The sequence below is a fragment of the Mycolicibacterium fallax genome, assembly GCF_010726955.1.
GTDB lineage: Bacteria > Actinomycetota > Actinomycetes > Mycobacteriales > Mycobacteriaceae > Mycobacterium > Mycobacterium fallax.
The window spans coordinates 3,050,911-3,071,264 of record NZ_AP022603.1 but is presented as its reverse complement, the minus strand read 5'-3'; the positions used below and the strand labels follow the sequence as shown (position 1 = coordinate 3,071,264).

Sequence of the window (20,354 nt, the reverse complement as noted above, 5' to 3'; positions counted from 1 at the left end):
GCACCCACGATCCGCACCGATTCTGTTGCGGGACAAAAGAAGAGCCGCCGCGCATGGGGATGCGACGACGGCGGCTCAACGAACAACTAGAGAAAGAGTAACACCATGAGCACGACCCTGGAACTCGTCGGCGAGCTTCGTCCCGAACTCGCCGACCCCGACCGCGAACACCTGGCGTCCGAGATCGACGCCCTGGTGCAGCAGTTCGTCCCAGCGACGGTGGAGATGGTGGAGTACACCGTCGTCCACTACCGCCTGTGGGTGAAGGACCGCCGCGCCCGCAGCGGCTACTCGCCGGGCGCGCGCAGGTTCAAGGTCTTCACCCCCGACGACGAGGCCGCGCTGGATAATGTGCGGACCGAGTCGGGGAAGCTCTACGAGGGTGTGGTGTGGCGGGGCTCCGCGCCGGACACCCTGGACGGGCTGACGGAGCTGGATGAATCCGCCCGCCGTGCGGCAGAGGTCCACGAAACCTGTCGTGGTCTCAGCGACCACGGGCATGACTATTTTCTGAAAGTCTTTGCTCCGCATACGAATCCGCATACAGACCTGGTTGCCGACATCACTCCCCATGATGTCATCGCCGCGCTCAAGCGCAAGCCAGCGCGCGATCTGGCGGCGCGCTGGGGTCGCTCGACCTCGCTGATGGAGCTGACCCGCGAGGACACCCGCTACGTCGTCGATGCGCTGGCGCGACGGTCTCGGCTGCCCGGTGAGCTGGACGGACGGGAGACCACCGAACTGGCCGAGCGCGCCCTGGCCGCGCATCGGGACGGGGTTCCCGTCGAGGACTTCATCGTCAGCGAAACGTCCGGCGTCTAACAGACACCGCAACACACCAGAACTTCCCGCCTACTCGCGGCGGGCGAGAAAAGGAAACAGCATGCCTATCAACCCCGACCACACGTACACCATCGTCGCCGATCCCGAAGACGACGACTTGAGTTATGTGCTCAACGAAGACGGGATTCCGGTCGCCCGGATGTCGGACAACAAACACGCCATCGACGCCTTCACCGCGCTCACGTGGGGGGTGGTGAAGAACCCCGGTGATCCCGTGACGTTCCAGACCGTGGAGGAGGCCGTCCCTGGCCAGGCCGAGCGGTCCTGGCAGCGGTTCGAGCTGGTCTAGATCGGGAGGGCGACTGGCCGACACCGGGGTTCGAGTCCCCGGCGCCCACCATGCCCGCCGACGGCGGGCAGCGCGAAACCCCTTGGCTAGAAGGGGAATCGCTGAAACAACGATGTGCATATGGAGGCACACATGTCCGCTGTCACTGGAGACTCTACCGGGTTTGCCGACGTTCTCGCCGATTGGCTGGACGAAGGAATCCCGCTCGACCCCGGCCGGGTTCCGGGATCGTCGATCTGGCCCGAAGCCTTCGCCGCCTTGACGTCGGAGTATGACGCCCTGCGGACCGCTTGGGTCCAGTCGCAAGGCTGGCTCGGCACCCCGTCCGCGCATCCGAAAACTGAGATGCTGCGGGACGAGCTGGAAATCTGGGCCTGGATCACGATCAAGGGCCAGTTGCTGCGCGCGGCGGAGGAGTACCTGAGCGCGGAGGGAGCGGCGTGATGAAGACCATGACCATGACCAAGACCGAAGATGCGTTGGCGGCGTTCACCGCAACGGTGTCGCACCTCGCCGAATCGGGAGCCGGAGGGAAGGGATTGTCCTACAGGTTCGCGTCGGCGATCGCGGACCTGGCAACCGGCGTTGCGCCCCGCGTCGCGGTGCTTCACCGGTTCGACCCGACATTTGGGCGCTACAGGTGCACACCGCACTTGTGGATCGCGGACCGGCTGCCGGTGTTCACGGCCAACGTCGCCAGGGCCGATCCTCTGCTCTGCGCGGATCGCGACGCCATGGTGATCGAGGAGACCATTGCGGATGCGCACCCGGCGTGGTTTCTGACTACCGCTCTGCGGATGAAGCGGGTGCCGCCCTTCGTGTCCGGGATGCGGATTGCGCGGGTCGGCTCCGCACGCGAGATGACCGAGTTCGTCGAGGCCGTGAAGGCTGCGGCGTCGGGCCAGGCGGCGGTGGCATGACCGCCGTTCAGCAAGTGCTCGCCGCCCTGGCCGAGCACGGCGTTGAAGCCACGGTCTTGACCGAGGACGAAGCCCAGGCCATCCTGGCCGAGATCCGCGACGAGTAGATCACGCAAGAGGCCCCCGGACCGAGTTGGTTGGTCCGGGGGCCTCTTGCGCGCTACGGTCATGCCGACGGCTGCTCCTCTGGCTTCGGCAGTCCGTCAAGGTAAGCGTCGATGCACTGCTGAAGGATCATCAGCGACAGCGGCGTGACCTCCTCGGCGTCCGCGTCCTCAGTCAGGGTGCCGTCGGGGAGGAGGAACCCTCCGGTGCTCAGTGCCACCTCGATCCAGAACCGGTGCAACGCCTTGAGGGTTTCGAGCGCGTCCACGAACAATGCCGGGTCGAGGTCCGAGTCGGGATCGATGACGAACTTGATCAGCTCGTGCGTGACGGCGTGCCGATGCGCGTAGATGTCATCAAGCCGGTCTGCCTGCGCTTGCGTGATCGCGTCGCAACGCACCAACCACACCAGTGACGACTTGAACCCGTTCTTCGGCACAAGCGACAACACTTCGGTCCGGTACCGCTGCTGCTCCTCGGCGGTCATCTCGCCGTCGGGGCCGATCCCGATGCGGTAGAAGTCCCGAACCTTGTCGAGCACCGCATCCTGGATCATCTCGTGCGTCATCTGATAGAGCGCCGCGAACCCGAGTGTGGCCCGGATGTTTTCCGGCTGGAGCTTGGCTTCGATCCGCAGCCGGTACCCCTCGGGGTCGTCCTGGTAACTCATCGCTCGATGAAACCACCGGGGCCGACAACATGCGAGCGGGTTTGGGCAGTGGAGCTGCCTGTCCGGCGGTGCCGAGCTAGTCCACGGCGATGCGCGGCCGGGCCGCGCCGGGTCAGGCGGAGACCGTGAAAGCTAGCGTTGCAGCCGTGCCTCACAACCACGAAACCGCGGATATCGCAGCCCTCGCTCTGACTCTCGTTGGCGCATTCAGCATCGTCCAAGAGGGGGTCGACAACCTCGCCCAGATGTACGTGTCCCGGCGGGCGAAGGGGCTGGAGCGTTTCCTCGCCGACCAGAACGCGATCAGCCGTATGCGCGATAATCAGCGCCCCCGGCTCGTCCTCGATATAGCGGCGGATTTGGAGTGCCCAAGCGACCTGTCGATGTTCACCGACGTCTTCTACCGAGTGAAGAAGACCCGCGACGCAATCTCCCACGCTGCGCAATTGTCGTCGATCGACACCGACACACTCAGCCTGACGCAGACCATCTGGGTACAGGCCAATGACATCGAGAGAGCCCCCGTCACCGTCACGAGAGCCGAACTGCGGGTTCGGATAGCCGATGCTCGTTGGCTTGACCAGCACATCCGTTATGTGCTGCGCGGCGGTGGCGGGCTTACGACTGCCATTTACCTCGGTGAGCGCCCCATAGCAGTTTGCGAACCGCCGAGAGACCCAAAGGATTGGGACGGAACGAGTTTCGTGTTCCTGGACGAGGAACCTCGCGAGGGGTAGGTGAGGTTCAGGCGGACGCACCCACCAACGACGCCTTGTACTCGCGCACCGCGCGCCGTTTCTCCCTGCGCGCCGCCCGCTCGGCCTCGCCTTCCAAGTCCAACGGCTCCAGATTCTCGGGGTGCTCGTGGAGCATCGCCCACTTCGTGACATCCGGCGGCGGCGTGCGCTCTGTGGGCCACTGGATCGAGGCGTTCGGCTCTTCCTTGCCGCTGGGCTTCACGGTGATCCCGCTCAGCAGCTCCAGCCGCTTCGCCGTGACGTCGATCGCGGTCGGGATACCGACGGCCATGCCGCCGACTGCGGCGAGCGCGATCACCTGCCGTCGGAACGGGTAGGAGATCTCCCTCTCCGTGTCTTTCGACACGTACGTCGGCTGCTTCACGCCCCACACCCGCTCCACCTCGCGCGCAATGTCGTCCATCACTGACGGCCTGGCCCGCGTTGTGCCCACCCGTCGCGAGGTCTGGCCGTCGTGCAGCCACTGGAGCACCGTCGGGTACGGGAACTCGGCCACTGGGACGGCCGCCGCGTGCAGGCGGTCGGCCAGCAGCGCGTGGATCTCCAAGCGTCGTCCGGCGCTCTGGTCGCGCCCGAGGTCGGCCCACTGCTGACGCGCCATCATCACCAGGGTCGGGATGCCGCCAGGGAGGATCGTCTCGGCTGCCGCGTCGACCGCGCGGAGCGCCCTGTCCCACGTCTTGCGCGGCGTGTGTGCGAGATCCCCGGCGGGCGGTACTGGCAACAACTTCTTGATCGGCACGGCGGGGCTGCCGTCGGAGGTCTCGGTGAGCAGGCTCAGGCTCAGCATCGTCGCGGTCACATCCACGGCGAACACGGTGCGGGTCATCGGTCGGGGTCTCCTCAGAAGTCGCTGGCCGCGGCGGGGTCGAACGCCGCGGGGCAGGGTTTGACTGGTTCGGGTGCCGTCTCAGCCACAGGTTCCACGGGCTCAGGCGTCGGATCGGGCGCGGGGGTCGTCTCGACCACAGGCTCGGGCGCGGGTGCTGCCTCGCCGCCCCTGATCTGCGCCACCAGACGGAGCACTTCGATCCGCTCGCTGACGCTCATCGCGGCCAGCTCGGCGGCGCTCGGGACGAGTCCAGCGAGCGGGTCACTCGCCGTGGCGGTTGCCGCGCCAGAGTCGGCGGGCGCCGTGGCGCGCGGAGCTTTGATCGGCGTCACGGTGGCAAGCGGTGCGGGCTCGTCGTCGAACCCGTCAGCACGTCGCTTCCGACCGCCCAGGCGTTCGGCGCCCAGCCAATCGGGGTTCGTCGGGTCGAACTTCTCCAGACCCGGCTTCACGTTCCCGTCGCGGTCGGTGAGCGCCACCGTCGGGGTCGCCGCGATGTCGCGCAACGCGCCCTTGCGCCACGCCCCGTCGAGCGCCTTGATGCCTACGCGGGGGTACAGCCAGGGCACCTGCTCGGCGGTCTCGGAAGCGAGTTCCCACGCCGCGCGCACCTCGGGGGTCGGTGGCGCCACCTTCGGATCGGCCTTGGGCGCGAGGCTCGTGGTACCAGGGCTGTACCCGTAGTACGTCTGCACCTCGCGGATCAGGAAGTTCTCCCGATCCACGTACAGCGCCCTGCCGGGGGTCTCCCGCGTGATGCGGTCGCCGATGCGCTGCGCATCGGGCCGCAGCCGCTCGGGGATCGCGCCGCTGGACAGAGTGCGGGGTGACGGTGCGCCGAACGACGCGAACATTGGCATGTTGTCCTGCCAGCCCTGGGGGACGTTTTCCACGTAGATGTCCTGGCTGCTCAGGATGACGTGGCACCTGGGTTCACGACCGACGCGGAGCAGAGCCGCGATCATGTCGGCGACTGACGCGTCCTTGTCCCGCCCGCCGAGGCCGACCCAGTCGCTTCGCATGGTGGCAAATTCGTCGAGCACCAGGAGGATCGGCGGGTACTTCGCGTAGGGGTTCGCCTCGCCCGCAGCCTTCGCCCGCGACGCCTCCTCACGGCGGCTTTCCATCGTCTCGTAGACCTCGGCGACGGCCACCGTGTGTGCGGCCGGTTCGGTGCTCACCATGCGGATACCCGGCAGCCCGGCCAGAGCGACGTAGTCCGACCGTTTGCCGTCCGCGACGTACACAGATGCTCCCTGCAGGCGCAGAGCTTCGATGACCGTTCGCAGCCACACGCTCTTGCCGCCACCAGTCGAACCCGCGACGAGGACGTGCGGGAACTTGTCCAGGGTCGCGGTGATCGGCTTGCCCTTGCTGTCCACTCCGAGTGGCCAGACCAGTGAGGGGTAGAGCTTCGCGGCCTGCGCGGTGCTCGTCACCGGCTCCACGGCGGGCGGCGCCACGGCCTTCGGGAAGGTGCTCGGGGCGTCGTCGAGCACCAGCACCACATTTCCCGCGCGGTCTTCGATCACGCGCATCTTGCTCGCGTTCGCGCCCGCGCTCTTGAACGCGGCGCGGAGGGTGTCCAAGCCCTTCGCCCACCGTGCGGCGGTGTCGCCGACGCGAGCGCCGATGCGGATGCGGAGGCCGTCCTCGGCGATGCGGAGGTCGGTGATCGTCGGCAGATCGTGAGTTGTCACCTTCCGGGTGACGGGCAGCCCGCGCGGCGTCTTGCGCGGCTCGTCCACAGCGCTTGTGAGGACGACGCCCGCCGCCTTGCAGACGTCGCGCCACCAGTTGTGATCGCGCAAGCGGCTCAACAGACCGCCGTACCGCTGGTCGACCGTCTTGAACGCGGCGTGAACCGGCTTGCCCACCGTGGAGATCCACTCGGCGTCGTCGCGCAGCGCGGGGTCGGCGTCGAGGAAGACCTCGGCGGCGCTGACGAGCGGCGGGGCTCCCGATCCGACAGGGGGAAGCACCGCGACCGAGACGGGCAGCGCGAAGTGCTCCACGATCAGCGGTTCGCCGAGGTGGCGGTCACCGCGGCTGGTGCCGCCGGTGTACCGCGTGACGGGGCGGCTCCATGCCGCGGCCTCGGCGCGCGCGGCTTCCTTCTCCCGCTGGTCGGCGGCGCGCTGCGCGGCGGTCGCTTGCTGCTGCTGTGCCTTCAGGCGAAGCTCACGAGCGCGATCCTCGCGCTTGTCCTCGTTCATCTCCCGGCGCTGCCGCCAGGCGAACTCGTCGCGATCCATCTTCAGCTCGTGCCTGAAGCGATCCCGATGCTGCACGGGGTCGAGCCGACGGAACATGCCCATCAGTCGTCACCCCCCAGGAGGTCGTCGTACCGCCCGCGACGCAGGATCGGCGCTGGGGTCGGTGGCGTCGGCTCGGGCACGGTCGGTTCGGGGTAGTCGTAGGTCGGTTGTTCGACCTCGTACCGTGGCGGTTGGTACTGATCGTCGTGGCCGTCGTCGTACCGTGCGCCGTGGTACGAGGACATGGTGCGGAGGCCGTCCTCGTAGTCAACGACGGGCTCGTCGTCGGGCCGGAGAACCCAAAGCAACAACGCCGCTGTCAGCAGGATCAGCGCGTCGACGTATGCGAGAGCGTCTCCGACGCTCGTCGCCGCTGTCCACGCCGTCCAGAGCCCACACGCGGCGGTGACCGCTGCGGCAATCCCCACCGTGCGCCGGGTGACAAAACGGTCGAGCCCACCCGTGCCGATGTCGGGCACGTTGATCTCGATTTTCACCACTCGTCTCCCTTCGATTGCAGCTTGCTCACCCAGTCACTCGCGTCCTGCGCGACGGGAACCTCGGCGTCCTCGTCGCCATCGGGCAGGTCGATCTCGGGGTCTTCGGTGGGCGCGTACACAGGCGCTGCGGCGAAGTGTCCGCGCTCCCGGTTCCCTTGCTCGCGGGACGCGCGCAGGGCGATCCCGCGCAACTCCTCGGCACCCGAACCGTCCCCGCCGAACCACACAACGGAGCCCTTTTCCAGCTCAGCGGCGGCGCGTTCGGCGCCGTTGATAGCGGCTGCCAGCTCACGGTCACCAGAGTGGATCTCGGAGCCTGGCGGGTACGTCCGATCCCAGCCGAACGCGGTCTGCATGTTTGCTCGCTGCTCTCCGACTTCCTTGACGCGGCGCCATCCAGCGAACGCGGCGGCGATTGAGAGGATGAACGCGACCACCTGCAGGGTGCTGCTGAGACCACCCCGCGACCCTGTGCAGCGGTCCAGTTCCGCGCGGTGCTTGGTGTCCGCCGCGGACTGCGCCGACGCCGCCGAGGAGGTGGCGCTGGCGTACGAACTCTCGGCGCTCGCCACGCTGCTCTTCCATGATTCGTACTGCGGCACTGGCGCGATGAGCCCTCGATCCGTCATGCACTCCAGGCGCTCCAGGCGCGCGTCGGCGTCGCCCCCGCTTGCGGAACCGATCTCACACTGCACGAAATCGGAGGCGGTGAGCCCGGGTCGCGCGTTGATCGGCACCGGCGACCGCGCCCAGGCGGGTGCCGTGGTGGTCGGCGGAGACGGCGGCGTGATGCTCGGTGAGTTCGCGGCGATCGCGTCGCAGGAGCTCGGGCGGATCAGCATGGCCAGAATCCAGGCGCCGAGAGCCGCGACGGCGAGCGCGTGCCAGAGTCGCGGGCGCCGTGGTGCGGGGCGCGCAGCGTGATTTGGGTGCGTCATGTCGTGGTGCTCCCACCAGTGTCCGGCGACTTAGTGGACGGCGCCGACGGGCTGCTGCTGGGCGCTCCCGCGCTGGGTGCCATTTGAATGCAGAGTTGGAAACCAGTCTGGCGGTTCGTGCCGACGACGTACCCAGGCGGGCACTCGGCGTCGGCGCTCGCCGGGGGCGCGGTCGGCACAGAGACGACCAGTCCGGCGGTGACGGCCAGTGCGGCGCCGAGCGCCGCGACGCGCGCGCTCATCGGGCGCTCCAGCTCTGGTGCACTCCGTAGCCGACCAACGCTGCGATGAGCAGCAGGAGCACGGTGATCGCGACAAGCGCCGTGACGGCGCCAGGGCTCACGTCGGCATACCAGGGGCCAGCGGGGACGTGACCGCCGAGCTGGGCGAGGTGCGCGGCGACCCGATCCAGGGCACCGGCACCAGCGGCGCTGGGGTCTCCGACCCCGACGACCTGCTGGAGCGTGGGGGTGATCGGGTCCAAGTCCTCGCTGGGGCTCAACGGGACGGGAAGGAAGGTGGTCATTTCGAAAACCTCCGTTTTCGGATTAGGTGAAGGCGGTCCCAATACCGCCCTTAACCTGTGAGGTTAGGATGGATCGCTCAGCTAACCTCGAAATCCGTGCGCCCCCCGGTGACGTGTGCTGTTCAGAGACTTTTGACGATCTGCCCAGCAAACTCAGATCCACCGCCTTTTGGGTCCACGGGCAGAGACTCGTGGCAGCCGTCGGAAACAGGGCCAGAGAACTCCTATATGCGGCTTGGGTTGCAGCCCAACACGACCCAACGAAAACCCAACCGATAACGCCGAGGATGCGCCGATTCGCCCTGATTTCGGACGCCGTGGGTGTTCATATCCATGCAGCTCACAGCTAGATTTCGAGACAACCACCACCCGATTTCGCCGCTTCCCGCGATCACCGACCCAACGGTTGGGTTCCGAACCCAACCGTGAGATGCGAGAAGGCCCGCCCCGGTGACGACGGGGCGGGCCTCCTGGTCGGGGTGCTGGGATCAGCCGACGGCGGCGAGCGGCGCAGCGGCGCGCTGGTACTCCAGCTCGGCGCGCACCTTCTGTGCCGTACCAGCGCTGGCGATCCCCGCCTTCTTGATCGCGTTGTCCGTCGCGCCCTCGTCGATCGCTCGGATGACCGCCGCGATCTCCTGCGGGGTCTTGCGAGCGACGATGCCGTCGGCCACCATGCGCTCGGCCTGCTCCATGAACGGCACCAGCTCGGGGTCAACCGACGGCTTCGCGGTCGTCCGGCGAGGTGTCCGCGGAGTCGACGCGGTGGCCTTCGTGGACTCCACGGGCGCGTCCGCGACGGTGCTCGTCGAGGCTCCACGGACACCCGCTGGGTCGTCCGTGGACACCTCGGCGGTGGCTTCCACGGATGCTCCGTGAGGCTGCGTGAGCACCTCCGTGGAGCGTCCGCGAACGTCCGTGACGGCGGTGACCTGCGGCGACGGCGGGACGGCGAGCGCCGACTCCGCGCGGGCCGTGGCCGCGTCCGCGAGACGCTTGAAGCGGGACTCCGTGGCCTTCTTCGGAGCCTTCGCGGCGGTCGCGTGCGTGCGCAGCCGGAGGCTCAGGATCATCGTCGCGGCGAGCACCATCACCACGTCAGGGATGCCCGCGAGCGCTGCGTTCACCCACGCGGGCGCCGCTCCGTTCCACGCGGTCGTCACGGACAGGACAGCGAGATAGGAGGCGACGAGGACGGTGCCGAAGCACGCGGCCAAGCCCGTGATGACGATGCGCTTCGCGGCCCGGTGCGCCGACGAGAGGTAGGTGAGTTCGAGGAAAACCCCGAGCACGAGAACGACGCCGGGGATGCCCGCATGGAACCAGACGACGGAGCCGGACAGCGCGGCGTAGGCCGCGTTCATGTATGCGCTGAGCGCGGTGAAGGCGAGCAGCACGGCCCAGGCGAACCACTTGGTCGGGGCGTCCCACCCATTGCGTTCCATGTTCGTCACGACCTTCTCCCTCTGCGATCCTGCTTTGCTAGCCATGCTCCACTCGCCCTCCGACGCCTTCGGTTCTCCGTCGACATCCTGGCGTCCCGACGGGCTCCGATGCACACCAGATTCGGGTGCGAGTCGCCCGTCGAAGATCACGTCCCCGCGCTCCGCGGGGTTTGCTGCGATGCTCACGACGCCCTCCCCGTCACCCGATCACGGGTCGCCGCGATGGCCGCGTTAGCGTCCGCTGCGGCTTTGCGCTCGGTGGCTTTGCGCTTCTTCTCCACCTGTTCCTCGACGGCGCGCACGAACCCATCGCGCGTCCAGCCGATGCGGGTTGGGTCGCCGAGTTCGTACCACCCGGCGCTGTGCTTCAGCGCGCCGTATCCGAGAGCGAACGTCAAAGCATCCGACGCCAACTTGCGCTGCGGCTTCGACAACCTCCCAGCGGTGATCTGTCCCCGGCGCATCTGTCCCTCAGCTCCCACGAGGACACAGAGGCGGCGCGCGAGATCGTCCCGCGCGGCGTCGTGCTCGGAGCGCACGGGGCGCTCCAAGCGCCCCTCGGAGACCGCCACCGACAGGATCTCCGCCTGCCGTTCGCTTGCCTCGGCCAAGCGGGTGATCGCGGCGGTGATGTCAGGGGTGACGGGGGTCGGCGGCTGCTTGACGACCGGCGCGGGCGCGGGCTTCTCCACCGTCGCGGGCTTCGGTGCGGCCACCTTCTCCACCACCCTCGCTGGCTTCGGCGCGGTGGGCTCGGGCTCCACGGGGGTGGGTGCCGGGGCCTCCTGCACGGGAACCACCACGGCGGACTGCGTCCATTTCGGCGTCCATGCGGGCCGCTGCATGCGGTAGAGGTCTCCAGTGCGATCCGTCAACTTTCCACGCTCCGCTGCGACGAGCCCCGCCGCGATGAGCCCGTCCCGCGCCGCTGCATAGATGCGCTCGGCGCGATCACCGAGCGCGTCGCTCAGCGGCGCGGAACGATCCCGTACGCCGCCCGGCACCGACTCAAGGTTGAGGATCAGCAACCGCGCAGCGGTCATCGCGTCGCGCCGGTCGTCGGGGGTCAGGGCCGTCATGCCCGGCAAGCGGCGCGCTTGCCAGCGTCCGTGCGCGTCGAGCTGGAACTCGCTATGGGCGTCGAGGTAGGCCACCTCCTCGTCGCTCGCCCCGAGCTGCTGCTCGGTCAGCGGCCCGCGCAGCAGGATCTCGCGGCGCGCGCCGCGGGTGATGGCGAATCCGTCAGTGCTCATGCCACCTGTCCCTTCTCGTTCTTCGTGGCCACCGGTCGTGCGGCCACCAATGCCTTCATCAACTCGGCGTCCCCGCCAGGAGCGTCGGGATGCAAGACGCGAGCCAAGCTCTTGAACACCGCGTCTGCCCTCCCTGGCCCGACCGCGCGAAACAACAGCTCTGCCCAGGGTTGGCCGAGGTCGGGCAGCGGCCCAGCGCCGCTGGCCCACCTGCTGAACATCACGTAGAGGTGGTGCGGGTTCACGGGTTCGGCCAGGTGCCAGATCACGTAGGGAACCCACGGGCTGAGCGCGGCTTCCAGTACGTCGGCTTGTGACCTCGGCACGACCCAGGCGTGGAGCTTCGGAGCCCACACCGCGCCGTGGACGGTGCGCATCGCCAGGACGACCAGCTCGTCGAACTTGAAATGAACGGTGAGGCTGTTCTCGTCCAGGAGCGCCACGGTGATGGCAGTTGGCTGGTTCATGCAACACCTCCTTCGGCGGCGGGGGTAACCAGGCGGACGATCACGGAACCGGCGCGCTTTCCAGGCTCGGTGGTAGCGAGCCCCTTCTTCACGAGCAGAGCGAGCGAAGGTTCGTAGACGTCGTCCAAGCGGGACAGGGCGCGCTGGACGTTGCGGCCCGTGTCCGATCCGCCAGCCAGGGTGCCCAGGTGCTCGATGATGCGCTCGGCGCCCTTCTGCACACGGGTCGACCGAGCCGCGGCCTCGGCGGTCTTGACCTTGGCGATCTCCACACCCTTGTCCACGAGCTTCTTGTCGCCCTTGCGCTCGGCGGCGGCGATCGTCCACGCGCGAACGCGCCGGTGGTGCTCGATCAGATACGCCGACCACTCCCACATCTCCGAGGTCACGGTCGTCGTGCCCATGCGTAGCGCGAACAGGCAGACGAACCTGATGCGGATCTGGAGCAGGTGCGCTTCCCAGTCATCGTCCGAGGCGGTGTGCTCGAAAGCGGAGTTGCTGTCTGCCAGCGTTAGGGCGGCGTGAACCTCGGGCGGCAGTGTGAAGTAGCCCGCCGACAGCGCCTCCTGCGGAATATCTGGCGGAACGTAGCCCGCCGAGGGAGGCGCGCAGATCGTGTCGCTCGTGGTGCGCCACGGATCGCTGACCGCGACCAGCAGCAGCCGCTGCAGGAAGCCAGTGTCCTGCTCAACCAGCAACCCCCACACCGCGAGCTGCATGCCGCTGGTGAAGAACACGTTGAATGGGCGAGGAAGCGGGATGTGCCCGTTGGTCATCGTCTCCGTGCCTGGGTTCTCGCCAGCCCACCCTTCGTTGAGGCTGTCGAAGATCACCGAGGCGTCGCCTTTCGACCTTTTGAGCAGCGAACGGGCTTCGGGCTCTTCCAACCAGACCAGGGAGGGATCGGTCTGCTGCCACACCACCTTCTTCTTCTGCCCAGTGGGATCGCTCGGATCGGGGATCTCCACCTGCTCGGCGAGCATCCGGCTGAGCACCTGGCCCGATCCGAGCTTGCGGGTGACCTCGCAGTCCTCGCGCATCACGGGCAGCATCTGATGCTGGCCCGCGAATCGCGTCCACTTCGAGGTGCGCGCGGCCACCGACTTGCCCTTTCCTGAGTCACCCACGCGGATCACGTAGGACGACAACGGAGAGCCGGGGAGAGGCATGAACATCGGGTTCGCGCGGACGCCGCCGCGGATGAGTTCGGTCATCAGGAGAGCGACGGGGCCGGTGCGCACGGGTGAGTAGGCGCGGGCGTTCTGAAAAACCGTCCTGGTGAAGTCGTTGAAGTCGAAGATTTTCTGCAGGAGGTCTGGGGCGCAGGGGTGTCCCTCGGGGAAGGCATCCCGATCCCACGGAGAGAACGTGTCGTCGTTTCCACCGTTTTCAAGCCGAGGTGCGGGCGTGCTCCACCCGCAACGAGCTGCGGTGGCCGCGTCCATGATCCACTGCCCGTCTGGCAGGCACCGACCCTTCACGTTATGGGCCGACCCGCCGACTTGCGGCCCCGAAGCCGCGTTCATCAGCGGGGTCGGGATCGGAGTCACGGGAGCCGGTGCGGGTGCCACGGGGCCGAAGTCGATGAGCGACGGGTCGACTGCGGCGCCGCCTCCGAGGCCGAAGCCCTCCTCGTCGGGGACGCCTTCGGATTCCCGCGCGACGGCGTAGTCGCCGCCGTGGCGCACGTTCGCCGCGTACATGTACTTGCTGACGCTCACCCCGCCGCAGCGGTTTTGCGCCTCCGTGCTCCAGCAGTGCAGCGCGCCGCCAGGGAAGTCCGATTGCGACTGCGGGCAGCCCTCCTCGTGCACGGTGGCGCTGCGCTCGGTGCTGGCGACCCAGGGGTGCGTCCAGATTGGGCACCCGCAGCGGTCGTCCTTGTCGGCGCTCTGCCATCCGTCGGCGGCGAGCAAGTCGGACCACGAGGTGTCACGCATCCACTCGTCGAGGGCTGGTGTCGCCGACGGCCCCTCATTGCGCTCGGCCTTACGGGTGCGGGCTGCGGCCTCCTCGGTGTCGAGCTTCTTGAGCCAGAGCACCACCTTGTGGTCGGCGGCAACGGTGTGGATCGGGCCGTTCCAGCGGTAGGGCTGCGGGCGGTTGGTCAGCGTCGTCGGAGGCGCGACGACGTAGCCGTTGCCGCCCGCGCCGATCAGGTCGATACCGAGCGCCTTGCCGCTCTTGACGGTCAGGTTCGGGAACGCGACGCCAGCGGGCAGGATCACGTACCAATGCGCCCCGCCCGCGTGGCCTCCGCTCTCGTGCCCGGCGGTGTACGCGGTGGGCTCCCCGAGCAGCTTGGTCAGAAACTCGAAGGCGGTGGCGTCGTCGGCGTCGAGCACGAGGAACGGGACGGGGCCGCGTCCTGGCGCGATACCGAGTCCGGCGTCCTGGTGCGCGGCGAACAGCTCGGCGACACGTTGCGGGTCGGCGCTGGCGTCGTTGATCCCGTTCGGGGTGGCGGGCGCCTTCTCGCCAGACCGCAGCGGGAGGACGGCGACACCCTGCGAGGCGAGCTTCACCGCCTCGTCGGCGACGGTTGGTGTTACCATCGGTGTGAGCCTTTCGGTCATGGGAGTGGTCGCGGGGTCTCGGATTTCGGATCAGCGCTCGGGTGGCAGCCTGGGCGCTTTTCTGGTTCTAGGCGGGTACCGCGCCAGGCACGAGGTCTGGCAGGCCGAGCAGGTCCAGCAGGGTGCTCCTGGACACGTAGCGTCGGTCACCGATCGGCACGGTCGGGATCTCGCCCGACGCGACGGCAGCGCGCACGGTGTTGATGCTGAGTCCGAGGATTCGTGTTGCCGTGGGGATGGTCAGCAGCCCAGTGTCGCTGTGTTGCAGTTCGGCGGGGGTCACGGGGGTCGTCACGGGGGTCTCCTTTCTCCGTTCTACAGAATGTTACAGGAAACCGTGGCAATCTAATCGGATTTGTGCGACACTTGGTACACATTCACGGAACGCCCAGGTCACGGGCACAGGAGGAGCGGGCGTGCAGGGACTCTCCGAGGTGGTCGGACGCAACGTGCGGCGGTTGCGCATGGAAGCTGGGCTGACTCAGGACACGTTCGCCGCTGCCTGTAAGCGCCACGGACTCGGCTGGACCGCGACCCGGGTGGCCCAATGCGAAGCAGGGGAAGTGTCCCCGACATTGCCGACACTTCTGTTGCTGTCCGCTGCGCTGAGCACCGTGACGGGCGGGGCGACCGCCCTGGCCGACATCGTGGACACCGACGGTCCCGTGGAGTTGGCCCCAGGCGTGCTGGTGCGTGGCGCCGATCTCGCCGCCGTGGTGCGTGGAGAGCCGGGCGCCAGCCTTTTGCGTGACGCGGTTCGGATCGGTGGGGTCACCCCCGACCCAGTGCGGACCGAAGTGCAGCAGGGTTGGACACGCGCCGACACGGCGGTGTGCAAGTCGCTCGGGATGGACCGCGAGATCGGCGAGCGCATCATGGCCGAGCTATGGGGACGGAGCATGAGCGCGGAGCGAGACCACCGCGCCGACCCCAACGTGCGTAGCCGAGGGCTGGCCACGAAAGCGCTGACGGCGGAACTCCGCGCGGCGGCGGACTCGTGGGCCGACGCGGACGAGTAACGCACCCACGCAGCGGGTTAACCACGGGAGCGTTTGCGGGCTTGTGTCATCAGTGGCGTCAGTGTCATCACGTTTGACGCCACAGCGTAGGAACTCCGTGTTCACTCTCTATACGCAAAACGATTTTTTGAGAAGATGAACTAAATACCCCGTCTACCTGCGGTGTTTCGGAACCTGCACTCGCTGTGTTTCGGGGTCGACTGCCGTCCGATTTTCTTGTGTCACCAGAACGATGACACTGACGTCACTGGTGACACATGGTTTCGGTGTTTGCTGGAGCACCCCACACCCCATGCGATCCACGCAACCCCATGCAGAATCCGCGGCCGGCGGTTGACGCCTCATCAACTCCCTGGCAGCGGCACACCGTGCGGATCGCGCAAGCGCGTGCGGATCGCGCAAAGGTGTCTTGCTGTCCGTGGGTGGGACGCTGCGATCACCACGGTGCCCGTCCTGATGACCGCGCCGCACACCCCGACCCCGTGATCGGTGTGCTTACCATCCCGCCGCGAAACCCCGACCGAAGGAGGCTGCTATGCCAACCGACCCCGCCGAGACCGACGAGCCCACCCCCGTGGTGCTCACCAATGCCGCGCCCGTGCAGGAGCGCTGTGCCTCCATCCCGCTGCCGCCTAGCTCAGCGCCGAGGGACGACCGAGACCCGAACCGTCCGCGCCCGCTGGCCGCGCGGTTCGGCCCGCCCGCCGCCGAGGGGTAGTCGGGCGGCGATGACCCTGCCGCCTCGCGCCTATGCTTGTGCGGCGAAGGGGGCGGTATGTCAGGGCAGGCGCTGAAGCCGATCATCGAAGCCGGAACCCATCGGGTGACGTGGACGCTGTCCAAGCCCCCAGAACCCGAAACGTGGGAAGTCTCCGGTGAGGTCGACCTGCCGGGGTTGAGCCAGCCTGGCGGCGGAGTCTTCGGGAGAGCTCCGTTGAAAAGCTCTAGGTTCCCGCAGGACTTCGCGTACCCCCTCGTGCGGCGAGCTCAACGGCGGCCTGGACGTCGTCCTCATCGACCCTCTCCTCACTGTCTACGGCGGGCGCAGTCGCCACGGAGTCGTGTCCTTCAAGGGGGCCAACGCGTACTTCAACGCCTGGGCGGCGCTCGTCGGGCACGCAGTTCCAGCGACCAGCCCCGTCCTGGTCGACGGGGGTGTGATCCAGGTGCCGTATCTCGAATCCTTCGCGGGCCAGAGTCCCCTCGCGGAGGTGCATATGCCCTTCGACGATCCGTACGGGCACGATGACCCGACTTTCGGCGCCAAGATCGAGAAGGCCAGTCTTCAGAAGTGGAGTGATGACGGCGCGGAAGTGTCGCTCCACTACGAGCGTTCCACCGGCGTCCACGGTTGGTACGGCTTCGGGTTGGCGTTCAGCCCCGTGGTTTCGGTGAAGCTCACCGAACCGATCTCGTTGGCCGAGTTCCTGACCCGATGGGCGTGGCCCCTGCGGGGCCTCGTTGCCGCTGCGACGGGTAGGCGGGTCGACATCAATTACCTCACGTGTGTCCCCGTCATCGACGGTGACGACCGTCCGCGCAAACTTCGCCATTGCCAGGTGTTCAACGCATCGGTGACCCAGGAGCCCTACACGTCCACCAACTCGCTTCGGGACAAGCACGTCTCGGACGTGAGCATCGCCTCGGACGGCCAGTCGCTGCTGGAGCTGTTGCGTGGCTGGCAGGCCCTTTTGGCGGACGAGAATCCGATTCTGAACACCTACGACATCACGGCGGTCGGGCGTAACCAGCATCCGAGGGCGCGATACCTCCTGCTGCTACAGGCGCTTGAGGGGCTGTGCGGGCATGAGAAGCGCTTCGAGGAGGCGCAGTCGAAGTTCTCGGCCAAGCGCGAGTCAGCGTTAGCGCGGTGCAAGGAGCTGCTGGACGGGGCGACGTTCAAGTTCGTCAAGAAATCCCTCCCGAAGCGTTCTCCCCTCGGGCTGGACTCAGTGTTGCGCGAGATGTTCGGCGAGCTGCCCGTGGACGTCGAGCCAGAACTCGCCGGAGGTGCCCTGGTCAAGTCCGTTCGGGCAGACGACCCCAACATCAACTCGACCCTGGACGCACTTCGCGTTGTCCGCAACGGCCTCTCCCACGGAACCAAGACCTACGACCGGCGGGAATTGTCCGAGGCGGCGGACGTCCTCGAACGCGTCGTGAGGGCGCACTTGCTTCGCCTACTGGGCGCGTCCGACGAGATCCTCACCCGCGTGCTGACGCCAGAGGACTGATCGCGCCGCGGGCTGCCATGACGACCAACTTCGGCGCGCCTCGCCGCGACACGCCGTGCCCGCGCCGACCCCACCGTGTCACCAGGCTGGATCGCCACCCCGCGTGCTTAGCGTCGATGTGCGGCGCCGTCCGGCGTCCACTCACACCGACCGAAGGAACGACACCATGACCGACTACAAGATCGTCGCCGTGTCCCCGATCGCCCCTGGAATCCGTACCGCCGAGGGCTACCCCGTCGTCGCGTTGCTGTCCGTGACCTTCGGCACCAGCACCGAGGTGTGCGTTTACGCGGGCGCGCTGCTGCCCAACGGCGCCGTCATCCCATCCGAGAAGGTCAACCCGGTGACGTTCCCGCCCGCCAACGTCAACCCCGACGCGTAGCGCCCGGCCTCGCGGGAGGGCTGGAGAGAGATTCCAGTCCTATCTGAAGAGCGCCTGGGTCCGCATCACGGTCTGCTCCTCGCCGTCTGCGACCTTGCGCAGCGTGGCCGCGATCTCGACGACCTTCTCGGCGCTGATTTCGCCACCTGCCGCAAGGCGGTCAGCGAGGTCGCCGATCGCTCTGAGCGTGGAGGAACTGCGGTCCCGAGCGAGGACGCCCAGCCGCGCGGTGACCGCTTGCAGGACAGACGCCTGCTCCAGTGGGTTCGCGTCCAACCCCGCCGCCAGCGTATCGAAACTGGAGGCTGCTTCTCGGTACGCCTCTGGCTGAAACACAATCACAGGAACCTCTATTCGTTCGGGGCCGATGACCCGATCGTCGCACGCCATTCACGGGCCGAGGGCGCTGTTCGCGCACATCGGAGTCGGGTAGTCCCCGCCAGGGTTGTAGTTGACCCACACCGCGACGCCGCCGACCACGACGGCGAGGACGACCGCGCCGATGTACGCGGCCACCGTCGACCAGCGGGCGATCACCCAGTACCCGAGACCCGACACCGGTGCCGCCACCAGGAACACCACGGGCGCCACGAACAGCAACAGCGTGAACGAGTTGGCCGCGTTGTTCACCCCGATGTCGCACTCCACCCAACGGCGCGACACGATCGCCACGACGACCACCGCCGTGACCAGGCCGAGCACGAGACCGACGATCCAGCTACGCAGCGCCATCAGCCAGGGGCCTTCCTGATCTGCGGTACGTCGGCTCCCTGCTTCTGCGCGGCCTCCATGGGAACCTAGACAGGGAAGGGCCACCACGCGGGCACACCACCAGGACATGCGGACGTCGGTATCGAGTTCGCGGGGTCGAACTCGTATCCGATGACGGCCAACGTCACCGCCCCCGCCGCGATGATGCTCACGCACACCGACAGCGCGCCCGACCACTTGCCAGGGATTCGTTGGGCCAGGGCGAACGCCGCAGCCGAGGTCAACGCAGCCAGGAAGAACGCCATCGGCTGCGCTACCAACAGAGACCATCCCTTGGCGAAATTGGATGCGTCGCTACAGGTGTCCCACATGGCGAGCAGCACTAATCGAACTGTCAGTGCGGCTACGAGTCCGAGGATCACCGCCAGCGAAGGATTCACCCACTTCGGCATCATTTGCCCGCTATCCGGATCTGCGTGATATCCGAGCCCGCGGCCTGTGCCGCCGTCAGCTCGTTGATCGCGTCCATCATGCCCGCGTGGAACTGCGCCGCCGTCATGCCAGGTCCATATTTCTCAAAGAGCGTGATGCCCGCTTTCATCGTGATGTCGTCGCCAGGGTCGTTGACACCAGTTCCAGGGAGCCCCCCGCCTGCGGCCTCCATGAGAAGCCATTCGGGCAGTCCAGAGGCGCGGCCGATGTATCCGTAGTGCAGGTTCGAGTAGATGTCGTAGAACACCTGGCGGTCGCTACCCGGTTCTTGGAAGAAGAGATCATCGCCGTTCTGCGCGCCGACCAACGCGCGTATCTGCGGCTTGTGGTCCCAGGGCCCACCTTCTTTGACGAGGTTGTAGAACGCATGGATGGCGTCGGCCTTTTCAAGGGGATTCATGCTTTCCATCGACTTTTTCATTGCGCTCACCCACGGCGAGTTGACGTTCGTGGACATCTCGTTGTAGATGAACTCCTCAGCAGCCGCGAAACGGTCGCTGGGTGCGATCCAGCTACCACCGCCACCCCCGCCCTCGGCGTCCATCCCAGGGGACATGTCGTTGTCCACCAGCACGATCCGCCCGTTGCGCTCTTCGACGGCGCCTGGGTTGCCCGCGTCGTCGAACGGCAGGGCCAGGCCGTTGGCCTGTGTGATCATCTTCTCGGCGGCGACCAGTTCGGCGTCCCACCAGGCTTTCCCCGCGGCTTGGATCTGCTGGCTAAACGGCGCGACGGCGTTTTCGTAGGCTTCGGCTTGCTTGTCGCTCATGCCCGTCGGTCTGGTCCAACTGACCGACAGGTCCTGGTTGACGTCGAAACCGAGCTGACGGGCGTTTTCGATCATGGCCCGCACGTCGCCGAGCGCGGCCACGGGGGCGACCATCGCGTTCTCGGCGTTGGTCGACATTTTGGTGATCGCGTCGGCGTCGGCGCCGATCACCTTGCGGTCGCTGTAGGCCAGAGTCACCGCGGCCTCGGCGGTGCGGCCCGACCACACCGTGCCGCCGGGGTGTTCCACCATCCGCACGTAGTCCTCAGCCGCGGTGTCCAGGTCGTCGGCGGTCTGCGTCCAGGAACGGATCTCGGCCAACACCACCTCATGGTTGGCGCCCATCACCTGATCGAGGGTCACCACC

At 67.4% G+C, this 20,354-nt stretch carries 24 protein-coding genes; 9 read left to right on the top strand and 15 right to left on the bottom strand.

The features are described 5' to 3' along the window. Positions 1 to 105 precede the first annotated feature (105 nt). The 4 genes from G6N10_RS14655 to G6N10_RS14640 all read left to right on the top strand — a co-directional run bounded on the left by G6N10_RS14655 (position 106) and on the right by G6N10_RS14640 (position 2,052). Positions 106 to 822 carry a hypothetical protein gene (locus G6N10_RS14655; protein ID WP_085093288.1) on the top strand — a complete coding sequence of 239 codons (717 nt, stop codon included), beginning with the start codon at positions 106 to 108 and terminating at the stop codon, positions 820 to 822. A 61-nt stretch (positions 823 to 883) separates the two neighbouring features. After that, positions 884 to 1,132 (top strand): hypothetical protein, encoded by a 249-nt coding sequence (locus G6N10_RS14650; protein ID WP_085093286.1) that lies wholly within the window; start codon positions 884 to 886, stop codon positions 1,130 to 1,132. A 132-nt stretch (positions 1,133 to 1,264) separates the two neighbouring features. After that, complete coding sequence (locus G6N10_RS14645; protein WP_133055093.1) at positions 1,265 to 1,576, top strand: hypothetical protein; 312 nt, start codon at positions 1,265 to 1,267, stop codon at positions 1,574 to 1,576. Further along, complete coding sequence (locus G6N10_RS14640) at positions 1,576 to 2,052, top strand: hypothetical protein (protein WP_133055092.1); 477 nt, start codon at positions 1,576 to 1,578, stop codon at positions 2,050 to 2,052. Before G6N10_RS14645 ends, G6N10_RS14640 begins: the two co-directional genes overlap by 1 nt. A gap of 166 nt (positions 2,053 to 2,218) precedes the next feature. Here the strand turns inward: G6N10_RS14640 and G6N10_RS14635 are convergent, their stop codons facing one another. Then, complete coding sequence (locus tag G6N10_RS14635) at positions 2,219 to 2,827, bottom strand: hypothetical protein (RefSeq protein ID WP_085093280.1); 609 nt, start codon at positions 2,825 to 2,827, stop codon at positions 2,219 to 2,221. Between the two features lie 146 nt (positions 2,828 to 2,973). Between G6N10_RS14635 and G6N10_RS14630 the strand changes: the two genes are divergently transcribed. Continuing rightward, positions 2,974 to 3,564, top strand: a complete 591-nt coding sequence (locus G6N10_RS14630; protein ID WP_133055091.1) for a hypothetical protein — start codon at positions 2,974 to 2,976, stop codon at positions 3,562 to 3,564. Between the two features lie 7 nt (positions 3,565 to 3,571). Here the strand turns inward: G6N10_RS14630 and G6N10_RS14625 are convergent, their stop codons facing one another. From G6N10_RS14625 to G6N10_RS14580, 10 genes are all read right to left on the bottom strand, one after another. Continuing rightward, complete coding sequence (locus tag G6N10_RS14625; protein WP_085093276.1) at positions 3,572 to 4,414, bottom strand: hypothetical protein; 843 nt, start codon at positions 4,412 to 4,414, stop codon at positions 3,572 to 3,574. Between the two features lie 14 nt (positions 4,415 to 4,428). Then, a complete protein-coding gene (locus G6N10_RS14620; RefSeq protein WP_085093274.1) occupies positions 4,429 to 6,735 on the bottom strand; it encodes an FtsK/SpoIIIE domain-containing protein in 2,307 nt (768 codons plus the stop codon). Then, positions 6,735 to 7,172, bottom strand: a complete 438-nt coding sequence (locus G6N10_RS14615; protein ID WP_133055090.1) for a hypothetical protein — start codon at positions 7,170 to 7,172, stop codon at positions 6,735 to 6,737. Before G6N10_RS14615 ends, G6N10_RS14620 begins: the two co-directional genes overlap by 1 nt. Further along, a complete protein-coding gene (locus G6N10_RS14610; protein WP_133055089.1) occupies positions 7,169 to 8,017 on the bottom strand; it encodes a hypothetical protein in 849 nt (282 codons plus the stop codon). Before G6N10_RS14610 ends, G6N10_RS14615 begins: the two co-directional genes overlap by 4 nt. Positions 8,018 to 8,351: 334 nt before the next feature. Further along, positions 8,352 to 8,639, bottom strand: coding sequence for a hypothetical protein (locus G6N10_RS14605; RefSeq protein ID WP_085093266.1), 288 nt, complete (start codon positions 8,637 to 8,639; stop codon positions 8,352 to 8,354). A gap of 488 nt (positions 8,640 to 9,127) precedes the next feature. Beyond that, positions 9,128 to 10,270 (bottom strand): hypothetical protein, encoded by a 1,143-nt coding sequence (locus G6N10_RS14600; protein WP_163742484.1) that lies wholly within the window; start codon positions 10,268 to 10,270, stop codon positions 9,128 to 9,130. Further along, the gene (locus tag G6N10_RS14595; protein WP_085093262.1) at positions 10,267 to 11,337 is read right to left on the bottom strand and encodes a hypothetical protein; all 1,071 of its coding nucleotides are present in this window, start codon (positions 11,335 to 11,337) and stop codon (positions 10,267 to 10,269) included. The genes G6N10_RS14600 and G6N10_RS14595 overlap by 4 nt, the downstream gene beginning before the upstream one ends. Beyond that, positions 11,334 to 11,804: a hypothetical protein gene (locus G6N10_RS14590; RefSeq protein WP_085093260.1), complete on the bottom strand. Its 471-nt coding sequence runs from the start codon at positions 11,802 to 11,804 to the stop codon at positions 11,334 to 11,336. The genes G6N10_RS14595 and G6N10_RS14590 overlap by 4 nt, the downstream gene beginning before the upstream one ends. Continuing rightward, positions 11,801 to 14,359 (bottom strand): bifunctional DNA primase/polymerase, encoded by a 2,559-nt coding sequence (locus G6N10_RS14585; protein WP_163742481.1) that lies wholly within the window; start codon positions 14,357 to 14,359, stop codon positions 11,801 to 11,803. The genes G6N10_RS14590 and G6N10_RS14585 overlap by 4 nt, the downstream gene beginning before the upstream one ends. 88 nt (positions 14,360 to 14,447) lie before the next feature. Then, on the bottom strand, positions 14,448 to 14,675 hold the full coding sequence (locus tag G6N10_RS14580) for a helix-turn-helix domain-containing protein (protein ID WP_085093256.1): 228 nt from the start codon (positions 14,673 to 14,675) through the stop codon (positions 14,448 to 14,450). A 121-nt stretch (positions 14,676 to 14,796) separates the two neighbouring features. Between G6N10_RS14580 and G6N10_RS14575 the strand changes: the two genes are divergently transcribed. From G6N10_RS14575 to G6N10_RS14560, 4 genes are all read left to right on the top strand, one after another. Next, entirely contained in the window at positions 14,797 to 15,399 is a 603-nt protein-coding gene (locus tag G6N10_RS14575; protein ID WP_133055087.1) for a helix-turn-helix domain-containing protein, read from the top strand. Between the two features lie 535 nt (positions 15,400 to 15,934). Beyond that, entirely contained in the window at positions 15,935 to 16,117 is a 183-nt protein-coding gene (locus tag G6N10_RS14570; protein ID WP_133055086.1) for a hypothetical protein, read from the top strand. A gap of 343 nt (positions 16,118 to 16,460) precedes the next feature. Next, a complete protein-coding gene (locus G6N10_RS14565; protein ID WP_085093252.1) occupies positions 16,461 to 17,633 on the top strand; it encodes a HEPN domain-containing protein in 1,173 nt (390 codons plus the stop codon). Between the two features lie 166 nt (positions 17,634 to 17,799). Further along, positions 17,800 to 18,015 carry a hypothetical protein gene (locus tag G6N10_RS14560; protein ID WP_085093251.1) on the top strand — a complete coding sequence of 72 codons (216 nt, stop codon included), beginning with the start codon at positions 17,800 to 17,802 and terminating at the stop codon, positions 18,013 to 18,015. A gap of 39 nt (positions 18,016 to 18,054) precedes the next feature. On the opposite strand, the gene G6N10_RS14555 is transcribed toward G6N10_RS14560, so the two are convergent. From G6N10_RS14555 to G6N10_RS14540, 4 genes are all read right to left on the bottom strand, one after another. Beyond that, on the bottom strand, positions 18,055 to 18,357 hold the full coding sequence (locus G6N10_RS14555) for a hypothetical protein (protein WP_133055085.1): 303 nt from the start codon (positions 18,355 to 18,357) through the stop codon (positions 18,055 to 18,057). A 48-nt stretch (positions 18,358 to 18,405) separates the two neighbouring features. Then, positions 18,406 to 18,747 carry a hypothetical protein gene (locus tag G6N10_RS14550; RefSeq protein ID WP_085093248.1) on the bottom strand — a complete coding sequence of 114 codons (342 nt, stop codon included), beginning with the start codon at positions 18,745 to 18,747 and terminating at the stop codon, positions 18,406 to 18,408. Positions 18,748 to 18,812: 65 nt separating this feature from the next. Further along, entirely contained in the window at positions 18,813 to 19,181 is a 369-nt protein-coding gene (locus tag G6N10_RS14545) for a hypothetical protein (RefSeq protein WP_133055084.1), read from the bottom strand. Then, positions 19,178 to 20,350, bottom strand: coding sequence for a polymorphic toxin type 44 domain-containing protein (locus tag G6N10_RS14540; protein WP_085093244.1), 1,173 nt, complete (start codon positions 20,348 to 20,350; stop codon positions 19,178 to 19,180). The genes G6N10_RS14545 and G6N10_RS14540 overlap by 4 nt, the downstream gene beginning before the upstream one ends. Between the last annotated feature and the right edge of the window lie 4 nt (positions 20,351 to 20,354).